Source organism: Pantoea sp. Tr-811 (genome assembly GCF_011752535.1).
In the GTDB taxonomy this organism is placed as follows: Bacteria; Pseudomonadota; Gammaproteobacteria; order Pseudomonadales; family Pseudomonadaceae; genus Aquipseudomonas.
On the sequence record NZ_VWXJ01000015.1, the window covers coordinates 147,512 to 160,532 of the forward strand.

Sequence of the window (13,021 nt, forward strand, 5' to 3'; positions counted from 1 at the left end):
ATTTTTGCGCTCGACTTAACGACAAAATGCGGCGCATGTTTTTAGGCGACCCAGGAAGGCCTGATTTTTTTGTTTAACCGACACCACTGTAACAGAGAAATTTCCTACAAGCTCCACAAGCAATTTAATCGCATAGCCACGGACTGGCCCTACAACTCAGGAGATACTTTGCGATGTCCTCACGCACTGGTTCCGTCGCGCCCAAAGAGCGCATCAACATCAAATATGTCCCCGCCACCGGCGATGAAAAAGCCGAGATAGAGCTGCCGCATAAAATGCTCGTGCTCGGCGATTTTGGCCTGGACGACAGCCGCGCCCTTGAAGACCGCCCGGTCATGCGCATCGATAAACACACCTTCAACGATGTGTTGAGTGACGCCCAAGTCAGCCTAAACATAACGGTGCCCTGCGTGCTCGGCACAGACCCGGACGCGCAGCTGGCCGTAAGCCTGCAGCTCAAGTCAATCAACGACTTCGGGCCCGACCGCATCGCGCGCCAGGTGCCCGAGCTGAACAAGCTGCTGGAGCTGCGCGAGGCCCTGGTTGCCCTCAAGGGCCCGCTGGGTAACGTGCCCACCTTCCGCAAACACCTGCAGCAGCTGCTGAACGATGGCCAGGCCCGTCAGCAGCTCGCCCAGGAACTGGACTTGGTGCTCGAAGCGCCTGAAGAACACTGAGACAACGGAGCGTCCTTATGCCAAAGCCCACCACGACCCTAACTGCAGAAGTCACTACCGACACGATAAGCAATGCCACCTTGCTCGACCAAATCATGGCCGAAACCAAGTTGGTGCCCGCTCAAGAGGGCTATCAAGTCGCCAAGCAGGGCGTATCCGCCTTTATTACCGAAATCCTCAAAAATCCTGACCCAGATCAATTAGTCAACAAGCACCGTGTTGATCAAATGATTGCCGAGCTGGATCGGGCACTCAGTAAACAAATGGATGCCATCCTGCATCAGCCCGAGTTCCAGCAGCTTGAGTCTTCCTGGCGAAGCCTCAAACTTCTGGTCGACCGCACGGACTTCCGGGAAAACATCAAGCTTGAATGCCTGCATGTCAGCAAAGAGGACTTGCTCGATGACTTCGAGAATGCGGCCGACATTACCTGCAGTGGTATCTACAAGCATGTTTACACCGCTGGCTATGGCCAGTTTGGTGGCGAGCCGGTTGCGGCCATGGTCGGTAACTACACCTTCGGGCCCTCCTCGCCAGACATCAAGCTGCTGAGCTACATGGCATCGGTCGGCGCAATGTCACATGCGCCCTTCCTTGCGGCGCCCTCCCCTGAATTCTTCAACCTCAGCAGCTTCGAGGACTTGCCCAACCTAAAGGAAATCAAGGACATCTTCGCCGGGCCCCGCCATGCCAAGTGGCGAGTGCTGCGAGACAGCGAAGATGCACGGCACCTTGCCCTCAGCGGGCCACGCTTCATGCTCCGTTGCGCGTACCACCCGCAGGAACAACCGATTGCGAGCTTCAACTACGACGAGCACATCGGCGGGCGACATGACAACTACCTGTGGGGCAATTCCGCGTTCCTGCTGGCCAGTTGCATCAACGACAGCTTCGCCCGCTACCGGTGGTGCCCGAACATCATTGGCCCGCAATCGGGCGGCGCCGTCGAGGACCTGCCGGTACACCTGTACGAAGCACTGGGCCAGTTGCAGGCCAAGACTCCAACCGAGGTGCTGATTTCCGACCGCAAGGAATTCGAACTGGCCGAAGAAGGCTTCATTGCCCTGACCATGCGCAAGGACAGCGACAACGCGGCGTTCTTCTCGGCCAACTCGGTGCAAAAGCCCAAGAACTTCCCCAAGACCCCGGAAGGCTTGCAGGCCCAGACCAACTACAAGCTGGGCACCCAGCTGCCCTACCTGTTCATCGTCAACCGCCTGGCCCACTACATCAAGGTGCTGCAGCGCGAACAGATCGGCAGCTGGAAAGAGCGCAAGGACCTGGAGTCCGAGCTCAACAAGTGGATCAAGCAGTACATCGCCGACCAGGAAAACCCCTCGGCCGATGTACGCAGCCGTCGCCCGTTGCGCTCGGCCAAGGTGGAAGTCTCCGATGTTGCCGGCGACCCAGGCTGGTACCAGGTTTCGCTCGCGGTGCGCCCGCACTTCAAGTACATGGGCGCGAATTTCGAGATCTCCCTGGTTGGGCGGCTCGACACACAATGACAGGCCTGTTCGAACGCTTGATGGCGGATCAGTCCATCCGCCGGGCTCCGTCCCGGCAGGAAAACACGTCACACAAGATCACCGCCATCAAGCGCCACCTCGAAACGTTGCTCAACGCGCGCCAGGGTTGCTCACAAAGCAGCCCGGAGCTCGGCCTGCGCGACTTCAACGGGCATGACGTGAGCAGTGGCGACCTGCTGCAGCAGGTCAGCACCGACATCCGCCATACCCTCCAGCGCTTCGAGCCGCGTATCACGGTGCTTGCGCTCAAGGCCGTTCCCGATTGCCACGCCCCGCTGGAGCTGCACTTCAGGCTCGATTGCCAGGTGCAGGTCAACGACCACACGGAACAGTTGCAACTTGAACTGCTGGTCAACGGGCACAACCGCCACACTAGAGTGAGGTGACCCCATGTCACTCAAGGACCGCTTCAGCGAAGAGCTGCGTTACCTGCAAGAACTGGGTAACGACTTCGCCAAGGACAACCCGCAATTGGCCCGCCTGCTTGGCAAGGGCGGCAGTGACCCGGATGTCGAGCGCCTGATGGAAGCTTTTGCGTTCCTGACGGCCAAGCTACGCCTCAAGCTTGAGGACGACCTGCCCGAGCTGACCCATCCCATGCTGCAGCTGTTGTGGCCCAATTATCTTAGGCCACTGCCCAGCGCCACGATCGTCCAGTTCACGCCGTGCCAACAGTCGCTCAGCCAGTCGCAGCGCATCGCCAAGGGCTCACGGTTGTTCTCCAAGCCAGTGGACGGCGTGCCGTGCGAGTTCCGCACCTGCACCGAAGTCAACATCCAGCCGTTTCAGCTCGACACGGTGGGCGCTAGCCAGGCGCTTGGCAGTTCGGTGGTGAGCATCGGCCTGCGAACGTTGGTGCAGCGGCCGCTGAATACGTTGGGCTGTTCCAGCCTGGCCGTTCACCTGAGCGGCGATGACCAGAGCGCCCGCACCTTGTATTTGTGGCTTGCCCAATACCTCAGGCAGGTCAGCGTAACGATCAATGGCCAGGCACGGCGGCTACCCGCCAGCAGCATTGTGTTTCCGGGGTTCGCCCCGGAAGACGCCATGCTGCCCTACCCGCAGAACGTCTTCGATGGCTACCGCATCCTGCAGGAGTACTTTGCCTTCCCACAGCGTTTTCATTTCTTCTGCATCACAGGCCTGGATAAGGTCTGGCCTGCCCAGCCAAGCGATCGGGTAGCGATCGCATTTCACTTCACCCGTCAACTGCCCGACGTGCTACGTGTTGGCATTGCTGATTTCAGCCTGTTCTGCACGCCAGCCGTCAACCTGTTCGCTCACAGCGCCGAACCCATCGATCTCGCCAGCGAAACCGCCCAGGCCGAGCTCAAGCCCAGAGGTACCCACCCCCACGCCTACGAGATTTTCAGTGTCGACCAGGTCATCAGCACCCGCTCCACCACCGACGGGAGCACCGGCGAATACCTGCGCACCTTCCGCCCGTTCGAATCGTTTGCCCATGAAATCGAGCATATCCACGGCCGCAAGGCCCTGTACTACCGCTATTCGCTCGATGAGTCCCTGCAAGGCGATGGCGTAACGCATCGCATCGCATTCGTACGCGCCGATGCCAGCAGCTACATAGGGGCGCTTGAAACGGCGTCCATCGACCTGACCTGCACCAACCGTGATTTGCCGTTGGCGTTAGGTATTGGCGACATCGACGTGATCGACGAGAAGACGCCGCCGCTGGCGACCTACCGCAACATCCGTGTACCGACCCGCCCCTGCCGCCCCGTGCTGGACGGCCAGTTGCAGTGGGCACTGATTTCCAACATGTCGCTCAACTACCTGTCGCTGCTTTCGACCGACCCGCTCAAGGCAGTGATCCGCGCCTATGACTTCACCGCCCTGCACGACCTGCAGCAAGCCCGTACCACGGGCAAGCGCCTCGACGGCTTGCGCGACATAAAAACCACGCCCATGGACTGGCTGATCAAGGGGCAACCCATTCGCGGCCTGCATACGCAGCTGAAACTGGACCAGGACGCCTTCCTCTGCGAAGGCGACCTTTACCTGTTCAGTTGCGTGTTCGCCCACTTCTTCGCGCTGTACGCCAGCATCAATTCCTTCCACCAGCTGGAAGTGATCAACACCACCAACAACGAGCGCTATACATGGCCCATCCAGACCGGCAAGCAACCGCTGATCTAGCCGACAAACTGCTCGCCAACGCGCACCAATACAACTTCTACCAGTTGCTGGAGCGCCTTCACGGGCTGCACGGAGACGACCTTGAACCCCGCTGGCCCAGCGATGAGGCCCGGCGGCGCGTGCGGCTTACCAGCGACCCTCGGTTGACCTTTCCCGTATCGGACATCTACAAGGCCGAACGCATGCCTGGCGCCGAGGACCGCTACCGGGTGTGCACCACCTTCATGGGCCTGCACGGCACCGACTCGCCCCTGCCGACGTATTACCTGGAGGAGGTAGCGTACGAGCATGCGCACGGTATCGGTGTTCGGCCTGCATTCTTCGACTTCTTCAACCATTACCTGCTGGGCCTGCTGCACCGTATCTGGCGCAAGTACCGCTACTACATCCGCTTCCAGCCGGGTGCGCGCGATGGGTTCTCCCAATACATCTTTGCCCTGCTCGGGCTGAACGACAAACAGCTGCGCGGCGATACCGCGCTGCCTTGGAGCCGGCTGCTCAGTTTTGCCGGGGTGATCGCCAGCCGCAGCCGTGCCCCGGGCACCGTAGCCGGCATCATCGGCCACTGTTTCGACCTGAGCCATGTGCGAATCCGTGAGTTCGAAACACGCCTGGTGCCCTGCGCAGCCAAGCAGCTGGTCAGCCTTGGGTGCAGCAATGGGCAACTGGGGAGCACTTTCATGGTCGGCAGCCGCACCCGCACGCGCAGCAGCAAGTTCACCATCGTGATCAGTGAACTCGACCAGCAGCAATTGCATGACCTGCTGCCCAGTGGCGTCAATTTTGGGCGCTTGCGTGCGTTGATCGACTTCTTGCTGCGCGACGGCCTGGCCTACGACCTGGAACTACGCCTCAAGCAGAACGCCCTGTCGCCCTTCTGCCTGCACCCAACCCAGGGTGCTTATCTGGGCTGGACCAGCTTCGTCGATGACCGCCACGGCAAGATCAGCCCTGTCGTACGCTTCCGGGGGCGCTCATGAGCACAATGACCCTGAGCATTATCAACCTCGGCCAAGTGCCGCAAACCGTTACGGCGCGGCGCCTGTTCGCCAGCACCGGCGGCACCATCGGCAGCAACGGCGCGGATTGGCTGCTTGATGATCGCAAAAACGGCGTTGCGCCGGTGCACTGCGAAATCCGCTGGACCGAGGGCAGCTTCTGCGTGGTCGACCATTGCCAGCGCACCTATCTGAACGGTAGCGATGTCAGCCTTGATCTCCACTACCCCACGCGCCTCAACGAGGGCGACCAACTGCGCATTGGCGCCTACCGGCTCCACGTGCGCTGCGCAACTGGCGAAACGCAGCCGCTGGAGGGCCTGTTCAATCTTGATCTACGGCTGCTTGACGAGTGGATAGAGCACGCGCACGCCCAACCTTGGCAACCCGAAGCTGGCCCTGCCCAAGCGTTTCCCGAAGTCTGCTCGGCATTCGCGCCAACCCCGGGCAACGACCCGCTGGTGGCACTGGATGCTCAGGTCACTGCAACGCCATCGCAGCGCGATCCGCTGCAGGGCCTCACGGCAGGAGAACGCCTATGAGCTGCCGACCGTTCTTGCTCACGCCACTGCTGATCGCGCTGATCGCACTGCCCGGCTGCACCTCCTGGGACAGAGCCAGCCAGGTCATCAAAGACCACTCGCTGCCGATCGGGCCACCCAAGGACCACCCCACCCAGGTCGCGATCAGCATCAACGTCAGCCCTACGCTCAATGGCAACCCCAACAGCGTCGAACTGCCGGACCAGCTGGACCAAGCCCTGGAGCCCAGCCCCTACGCAGTCAGCCTGAGCGCAGGCGACCCGTACAGCCTGAAGGAGAAGGTGGGCACCTTGTTCGAGTACCTGCACGAACAGTTTCCTGCCATCGAAGCCACTGCGCTGAACGAGCAAGCCGATGCCCAAACGCTTCGCTCGCCATCGGAGGAAAGCACACCGGGTGGGTATGACGACTCGACGGTAGTGCTGACCTTGCCGCGCCCCATGGCCATGGCCAGCGAGTCGATTGCCACCCCCATCGCGATCAAGATCCTGCAACTGCGCGACGACTCGCTGCTGCGCAACAGCGTTTTCCAGCTGTTGGACAAGGACCCCGCCAAGGCCTTGCGCAGCACCTACATCCGCGATGACGACTACCTGCTGCGCCCCGGCCAGTTCAAGTTCATTCCCTTCGCGCCCATCGAGCCCGACACGCGCTTCGTCGCGGTGATCGCCGACTACCGCAACCAGGAAGACGCCACCTGGCGCCAAGTGCTGCGCATTCCCCCTCGCGGGCACCAGATCATCCTGTCGCTGCTGGTCAACGACACGCAGATCCTGCTCAAGGAGGAAGACTGATGGCGCCCCTGCACCTTTCCCTCCCGCACGCTGACAAGGAACGCCCATGAGCTCACGTAACCCCGTCCTGTGGCCTGAGGGCCTGTTCGTCAAACCGCAGCACTTCCAGCAGGCCACGCGGGCCAGCGAAGCGGCGCTGCATCAGCGCCTGGCCAGCCTGAACGCGGCGTTCTACGGTTTCAGCGAGCTGCAACTGAACGATGAGTACCTAAGCCTGGGCAAGGTCGCCATCACCCGCGCCCGCGGCATCATGCCCGATGGTACGGCGTTCGACATCCCCGCTGACCTGCCCCCGCCGCCGCCGCTGGAAATCGACGACGACGGCGCGTCCGGCAGTGAGGTGTACCTTTGCTTGCCGCTGCGCACCGAAGGTGGCCGCGAAGTGAGCTGGCCCGACAGCACGGCCAACGTGCGCTACCACGCCCAGGCCCAGGACATCAAGGACACCCACAGCGCCGACGGCGACCTGGTACAGGTCGACCTGGCCGTGCCCAACCTGCAACTCAAGCGCAAGGTCGATGACAGCAGTGCTTATACCCGCCTGGCCGTGGCGCGCATCCTTGAACGCCGCCCCGACGGCACCCTGCAACTGGATGAAGCGTTCTACCCCACCAGTGTCTCGGTGCGGGCCGTACCGGCACTGCAGCGCTACCTCGAAGAAATCACCCACACCCTGCGCGAGCGTGCACGCAACCTGGCGGCCCGGATTGGCGCATCGGGCCAGTCCGGCATCGCCGACATCCGCGACTTCAACCTGTTGCAGGCCATGAACCGCTGGTGGCCGTGCTTCCAGCACTTGGCCAGGCAGGGGCAGACACACCCTGAGCAGTTGTACCTGCACATGAGCCAGGCCTGTGGCGAGTTCGCGACCTTCACCGACGAGAGCCGACTGCCGTCAGAGTATCCGGCCTATCAGCACACCGCGCTGCGCACGTCCTTCAAACCCCTGCAAGACACCTTGCGCCGCGCCCTGGGCACAGTTCTGCAACCGCGCGCTGTTTCGCTGCCACTGGACGCGCTGGATTACGGCGTGATGACCACAACGCTCGAAGACCGCCGCTTGATCGATGACGCGGACTTCATTCTCGCCGTGCGCGCGGACCTGCCGCCGCCGACCTTGCGCCAGCTGTTCTTGCAGAAAGTCAAGGTCACGTCCCTGGAGACCTTGCATGACGTGGTGCATAAGCAGCTGCCCGGTATTGCGCTGCATCCGCTGCCCGTGGCGCCGCGCGACCTGCCCTTCCATGCAGGCTTCAGCTATTTCGAGCTTGATCGACGCGACCCGGCCTGGGCCTGCATGAAAACGGCCAACGGTTTCGGAATTCATATCGCGGGGGAGTTCCCAGGGCTTGAGCTGCAGTTCTGGGCGATAAGGAGTGAGTGAGATGAAAGAGCAAGATCTTGCAGCTGATGACTCTGCGCCTGCTAACACTGAGCAGTTGCAACCGATGCTGGTGAAGTCTGTGCCCACCAACGCCGCAACAGCGGATGCACCCGACAAAAATCCAGCACCTGCCGAAAAAGGCTACCCCGCCGACCCGGTCTTTCAGCTACGCGGCGGCTACGACAACCTGATGCTGGATGCTGCCGCACCGCTATTCGGCCTGGTCATGCGCCTGCGCACGCTTGACGCACTGCCGAACCTTGCGCAGGTGCACCAAAAGGTCCGCAACCAGATCGAGAACATCCAGGAGGAGATGCGTCAGCACGGCTATGAAACCACGCAGCTGCTCGCTTATTCCTACGGACTGTGCCTGTTCATCGATGAGGCCGTGATGGACCGGCCGTGGGGCCAGACCAGTTACTGGAGCCAGGAGCCCCTGCTGAGCATCTTCCATGATGAAACCTTCGGCGGTGAAAAGATCTTCACCGTGATCTCGCGCCTGATGCAAGAGCCCCGGCAGTACAAGGATGTGCTGGAGTTCATGTACTTCATCCTTTGCCTGGGGCTGAAGGGCAAGTACGCCCTCGCGCCCAAGGGCGAAGAAACGCTGAACACCCTCATTCACCAACTCCACGGAATCATCCGTGAGCTACGTGGGCCCACGCCGACGACCGTCTGCGACCCCTACACCAATGTTGCCCCGCGCAACTTCCGCATGAACCGGCAATGGCCCTGGTGGAGCCCCTTGGTGATTTCCGCCATTGCCATGGCCACGGCTTACGGCATCTACAGCTACCGCCTGCACCTGATCACCACCGAGGTGCTGCAGTCGCTCAACGGCATTTTGCAGCAGTAGCACGCCTTTAACCGGCACCACTGAATTCAACGAATTAACGGGGCGATTGCTTCGTTGACAAGTCCATCGTTCCCGATGGCCACGCCGCCTTCGGTGTGCGTGCTTTATCCACATGGATGCAGGAGAAACTGCCATGCCAACACCCGCTTACATCAAGATCCAAGGCCAAACCCAAGGCAACATCACCGCCGGTGCCTTCACCTCAGACTCAGTCGGCAACGTATTCGTCGAGGGCCATGAAGACGAGATTCTGGTGCAGGAAATCAAACACCAGATCAAAACACCCACCGACCCGCAAAGCGGCCAACCCGCCGGCCAGCGGGTACACAAGCCGTTCATCTTCACCAGCGCGCTGAACAAGGCCACGCCCCTGATGTATCAGGCGCTGGCCAGCGGCGAAATGCTGCCGACCGTTGAAGTCAACTGGTACCGCACTTCGGTGGAGGGCAAGCAGGAGCACTTCTTCACCACCAAGTTGGAGGACGCCACCATCGTCGATATCAACACGGTCCTGCCCCACGCCCAAAACCAGGACAACGCGAACTACACCCAGATGATCGAAGTAGCCATGTCCTACCGCAAGATCTCCTGGACCCACGTAGTGGCAGGCACCGAAGGCTCCGACGACTGGCGTAAACCGATCGTCTGATCTTACTGAAATGCCCCAGGCAGTCTGGTTCTGCCTGGGCGCTTCGAACACTCAGAAGGCGGACAAGGATCTTTTATGCCTAGCCAATCTGATTTGCGCTTCAGCTTTAAGCCCCTCGTGGGCAAGGCTGAATTCGAAGTGGTGTCGTTTGAACTCAAGGAAGCGATCAGCACACCCTTCAGCCTCAAACTGGACTTGATCAGTTTCGAGCCCGATATCAACTTCGGTGAGCTGCTGGACAAGCCGGTGTTGTTCACTCTCTGGAATGGCCAAAAGCCGGTGCGTTACGTGCACGGTTTGGTCAGTAGCTTCAGCCAGGGCGAAAGTGGCTTTTACCGCACCTACTATCACGCCGTGGTCGAACCAATCCTGGCGCGCGCCCGGCTGCGCTCGAACTGGCGCATCTTCCAGCAAAAGACCGTACCGCAGATTCTGGAGCTGATGCTCAAGCGTCAAGGCATCCAGCAATACGAACTGCGCGCCATCGATAACCATCAGGTCCGCGAGTTCTGTGTTCAGGCCGGTGAAACGGACCTTGATTTCATCGCCCGCCTCGCGGCCGAGGAAGGTTTCGTCTACCGCTTTGAACACAGTGAAAAGCTGCACAAGCTGATCATCACCGACCGTGTGCAGTCCATGGGGCTGATCAGCCATGGGGCAGTCAAGGGCGTTGATGAAGATGAGGGTTTCTTCGAAGACGGGGAAGTGATCGACCCCAATACCGTGCTGTACCTGTCCAACAGTGGAGGCGATCAGGCCAGGCCGTGCCTACGCCGCTTGCGTTACAGCGAGCAGGTACGCACCGCGCGGCAGGTTCAGCGCGACTACACCTTCACCCATCCAGCGTATCGCCAGGAACACCGTGCTTCCGGACCGTTCCTTGAACACCAGTCCACCGAGTACGAGTGCTTCGATTACCCCGGCCGCTACAAGCGCGACGTCGTGGGCAAGCCATTCACTGAAACGCGCATCACCGCCTTGCGCCACGATGTACGCATTGCTGACGTTGAAGGGGATGACGTCAGGCTGCAACCTGGACTGAGCTTCACCCTCACAGGCCACCCACGTGAAGATCTGAATGCCCATTGGCGCGTAAGCCGTGTGGTTCACAAGGGCAGCCAATTCACCAGCCTGCAGGAAGAAGCGGCTGGCGTTGACCAGAGCACGCGCTACGAACAAACCGCCCAGCTTGTTCCCGGCAGAACCGAATGGCGCCCTGCCCCATTGGAAAAAACCCACGTCGACGGCCCACACATGGCTACCGTGGTCGGCCCGCCGGGTGAGGAGATCTACTGCGACGAATGGGGCCGGGTCAAGGTCAGCTTTCCCTGGGACCGGGAGAGCAAGGACAACGAGTTCAGTTCGTGCTGGGTGCGGGTGTCCCAGGGCTGGGCCGGGGGCAGCTGGGGCTCGATGGCCATACCGCGTATCGGCCAGGACGTGATCATTCACTACGTCAACGGCGACCCCGACCAGCCGATGATCACTGGGCGCACCTATTGCGGGAACCAGCTACCGCCCTACGACCTACCCGACCACAAGACCCGCATGACCATCAAAAGCCAGACCCACAAGGGCGATGGCTTCAACGAGCTGCGCTTCGAAGACGAACTGGGCCGCCAGGAGGTGTTCATTCATGCCGAGCGCGACCAGAACAACGTGGTCAAGCACGATGAAACCACCCAGGTGGGCAATGACCGGTCCGAGGAGGTTGGCCACGATGAGTCGGTGAGCATCGGGCATGACCGCAGCGAAACCATCGGCAACGATGCACGCATCACCGTTGGCCAGGATGAAGCGCATCGTGTGGGTCGGAACCAGACGATAAGCATCGGCAAGGACCGTATCGAAACAGTCGGTAACCATCGCCAGGACAAGATTGCTGCCAACTTCCAGCTCAAGGTGGGCGGGAATTTCGAGCAGCATGTCGAAGGGCACGCGGACCTGGAAGCGCGCGCGGAAATTCGCCGGCGCACACGTATTTATAACCTGCGAGCAGCTGAAACCCTGATCATCCAAGGCCCGGCCGGCTCGATCCAGATCGACGAGTCCGGTATCACGCTGGACAGCCCAAACATACGCATCAAAGGGGCATTGCATCAGACGCCGGCGGGATCCACCAATCCCTTTTCCATCAACGCAGCGCCGTTCAACGGTGACCCGCTGGATCGACAATGTGGGCGAGGTGCCGATGGAACCTGCTCGCTCCCCGACTGCAAGTGCATCGGAGTGCCGGGCGCATGAGCAGAACAGTGTCCAACCCGTTACCCCACGCAAGCTTTGCCAGCGGCTACCGATACCTTCTGCTACTCAGCCGGGCGCTTGAGCATTGGGCGGTGCGCCTTCCGTCCATATCACCTGAGGGTGAAGTTGTGCCGGCCTACGCACCGTCTGTGCTTGAGCTGGTCGACGCTGTCACCCAGCGTCCCCGCCATGCATGGCTTTGGAAGCGCAGCGTGATGGACGAAGAGTACGAGTTCGGCCCCTTGCTGCTGGATGTCAGTGAAGCGCCGGAACTGCTCCGCCATGCCATCGAGGCTTGGATGCCCATTGGTGGGGCCATCGCGCTGGATGCGCAGGCCAGCCTTGATGACCTTTCCGAGCATTTCAACAGCCTGGTGCAATTCAGGCTGCCGGATCAAGGGTTGGCCACCCACCACATCGCACCCAATCATCTCGATGCCTGGCTTCATGCGTTGAGTGACGCCAATCGCGCTTCCTGGCTAGGCCCAGTGTCCCGGTTGGCATGGAGGGTGAATTGGGGGCCTGTGCATGACTGGAAAGTCTACGAGCACACTCCCACCGCCGCTCGCACCCAATCAGCTGCGCACTTGTCACTCGATGAACATGAGCTTGCCCGCCTGCAATCTGGCCTTCATGAGCACTTCGTGCTCAGCCTCGCCCACGAAATCCTGGCCACCCCACGCCATGCCGATCGCACGTTGGCTGAAATGCGTGAATGGATCGAGACCCTGCTGCCGCAGCTGCGAGCAATCAACTTCAGCGATGAGACCGTCGCAGGTCAGTTCATACGGCTGGTGGCGGAGCATATGTGGTTGATGAATGACACCCAAGCCGGGGCTATCTACAACAATCTCGACGAGTCGCCTCAAGGCCGCCTGCGCCAGCTGCAGGCGCTCGTTCACAACAAGGGGAACTCACATGACTGAGGCCACCGTCAGCCGCGCCACCTCCGGCCCACCCTGCAGCCCACGTGTACCCATTCTGCCGCTGCGCTACGCCATCGTGCCTCGCACCGGCAATGCACCACCCTACCGCTACAGTGGCTCGGGCTTCGCCCTGGAACAAAACTTCCCCACGCTGCAGCACTGCGCCTACACCCTGCGTGCCTTGCGCCCTGGCTACGTCTACGTGTTCATGAAAGGCACCCACGGCGAAAAGCTGGTCATCCACGAGTACGACGGCGAAGGCCAGTAC

The 13,021-nt window shown here is 60.8% G+C and carries 13 protein-coding genes; all 13 read left to right on the forward strand.

Going from position 1 to position 13,021, the window contains the following annotated elements:
- The first annotated feature begins 173 nt into the window (after positions 1 to 173).
- Positions 174 to 677, forward strand: a complete 504-nt coding sequence (tssB, locus tag F3J44_RS21555; RefSeq protein ID WP_167275852.1) for a type VI secretion system contractile sheath small subunit — start codon at positions 174 to 176, stop codon at positions 675 to 677.
- A gap of 80 nt (positions 678 to 757) precedes the next feature.
- Positions 758 to 2,182 carry a type VI secretion system contractile sheath large subunit gene (gene tssC, locus F3J44_RS21560; protein WP_255457000.1) on the forward strand — a complete coding sequence of 475 codons (1,425 nt, stop codon included), beginning with the start codon at positions 758 to 760 and terminating at the stop codon, positions 2,180 to 2,182.
- Positions 2,179 to 2,589 carry a type VI secretion system baseplate subunit TssE gene (tssE, locus tag F3J44_RS21565; RefSeq protein WP_167275858.1) on the forward strand — a complete coding sequence of 137 codons (411 nt, stop codon included), beginning with the start codon at positions 2,179 to 2,181 and terminating at the stop codon, positions 2,587 to 2,589. The genes tssC and tssE overlap by 4 nt, the downstream gene beginning before the upstream one ends.
- A 4-nt stretch (positions 2,590 to 2,593) precedes the next feature.
- Positions 2,594 to 4,360 carry a type VI secretion system baseplate subunit TssF gene (tssF, locus tag F3J44_RS21570; protein ID WP_167275861.1) on the forward strand — a complete coding sequence of 589 codons (1,767 nt, stop codon included), beginning with the start codon at positions 2,594 to 2,596 and terminating at the stop codon, positions 4,358 to 4,360.
- Positions 4,324 to 5,340 carry a type VI secretion system baseplate subunit TssG gene (gene tssG / locus F3J44_RS21575; RefSeq protein ID WP_167275863.1) on the forward strand — a complete coding sequence of 339 codons (1,017 nt, stop codon included), beginning with the start codon at positions 4,324 to 4,326 and terminating at the stop codon, positions 5,338 to 5,340. The genes tssF and tssG overlap by 37 nt, the downstream gene beginning before the upstream one ends.
- Positions 5,337 to 5,900 (forward strand): FHA domain-containing protein, encoded by a 564-nt coding sequence (locus tag F3J44_RS21580; protein WP_167275867.1) that lies wholly within the window; start codon positions 5,337 to 5,339, stop codon positions 5,898 to 5,900. The genes tssG and F3J44_RS21580 overlap by 4 nt, the downstream gene beginning before the upstream one ends.
- Complete coding sequence (tssJ, locus tag F3J44_RS21585; RefSeq protein ID WP_167275869.1) at positions 5,897 to 6,694, forward strand: type VI secretion system lipoprotein TssJ; 798 nt, start codon at positions 5,897 to 5,899, stop codon at positions 6,692 to 6,694. The genes F3J44_RS21580 and tssJ overlap by 4 nt, the downstream gene beginning before the upstream one ends.
- Before the next feature lie 46 nt (positions 6,695 to 6,740).
- Positions 6,741 to 8,078 carry a type VI secretion system baseplate subunit TssK gene (gene tssK / locus F3J44_RS21590; RefSeq protein WP_167275872.1) on the forward strand — a complete coding sequence of 446 codons (1,338 nt, stop codon included), beginning with the start codon at positions 6,741 to 6,743 and terminating at the stop codon, positions 8,076 to 8,078.
- Between the two features lies 1 nt (position 8,079).
- On the forward strand, positions 8,080 to 8,934 hold the full coding sequence (gene icmH / locus F3J44_RS21595) for a type IVB secretion system protein IcmH/DotU (RefSeq protein ID WP_167275874.1): 855 nt from the start codon (positions 8,080 to 8,082) through the stop codon (positions 8,932 to 8,934).
- A gap of 133 nt (positions 8,935 to 9,067) precedes the next feature.
- Positions 9,068 to 9,583 (forward strand): Hcp family type VI secretion system effector, encoded by a 516-nt coding sequence (locus F3J44_RS21600; RefSeq protein ID WP_167275876.1) that lies wholly within the window; start codon positions 9,068 to 9,070, stop codon positions 9,581 to 9,583.
- A 75-nt stretch (positions 9,584 to 9,658) separates the two neighbouring features.
- Positions 9,659 to 11,827, forward strand: coding sequence for a type VI secretion system Vgr family protein (locus F3J44_RS21605; RefSeq protein WP_167275878.1), 2,169 nt, complete (start codon positions 9,659 to 9,661; stop codon positions 11,825 to 11,827).
- Positions 11,828 to 11,835: 8 nt separating this feature from the next.
- Entirely contained in the window at positions 11,836 to 12,753 is a 918-nt protein-coding gene (locus F3J44_RS21610; RefSeq protein ID WP_205300043.1) for a DUF4123 domain-containing protein, read from the forward strand.
- Positions 12,746 to 13,021 (forward strand): toxin VasX (locus F3J44_RS21615; RefSeq protein ID WP_205300044.1); only part of this gene is annotated, 276 nt, incomplete at its 3' end. The genes F3J44_RS21610 and F3J44_RS21615, both read left to right, overlap by 8 nt.

Bases quoted from the DNA above. Each gene is read 5' to 3' on its own strand.
- tssB (WP_167275852.1), top strand. From the start codon at position 174: ATGTCCTCACGCACTGGTTCCGTCGCGCCCAAAGAGCGCATCAACATC.
- tssE (WP_167275858.1), top strand. From the start codon at position 2,179: ATGACAGGCCTGTTCGAACGCTTGATGGCGGATCAGTCCATCCGCCGG.
- tssF (WP_167275861.1), top strand. From the start codon at position 2,594: ATGTCACTCAAGGACCGCTTCAGCGAAGAGCTGCGTTACCTGCAAGAA.
- tssG (WP_167275863.1), top strand. From the start codon at position 4,324: ATGGCCCATCCAGACCGGCAAGCAACCGCTGATCTAGCCGACAAACTG.
- F3J44_RS21580 (WP_167275867.1), top strand. From the start codon at position 5,337: ATGAGCACAATGACCCTGAGCATTATCAACCTCGGCCAAGTGCCGCAA.
- tssJ (WP_167275869.1), top strand. From the start codon at position 5,897: ATGAGCTGCCGACCGTTCTTGCTCACGCCACTGCTGATCGCGCTGATC.
- tssK (WP_167275872.1), top strand. From the start codon at position 6,741: ATGAGCTCACGTAACCCCGTCCTGTGGCCTGAGGGCCTGTTCGTCAAA.
- icmH (WP_167275874.1), top strand. From the start codon at position 8,080: ATGAAAGAGCAAGATCTTGCAGCTGATGACTCTGCGCCTGCTAACACT.
- F3J44_RS21600 (WP_167275876.1), top strand. From the start codon at position 9,068: ATGCCAACACCCGCTTACATCAAGATCCAAGGCCAAACCCAAGGCAAC.
- F3J44_RS21605 (WP_167275878.1), top strand. From the start codon at position 9,659: ATGCCTAGCCAATCTGATTTGCGCTTCAGCTTTAAGCCCCTCGTGGGC.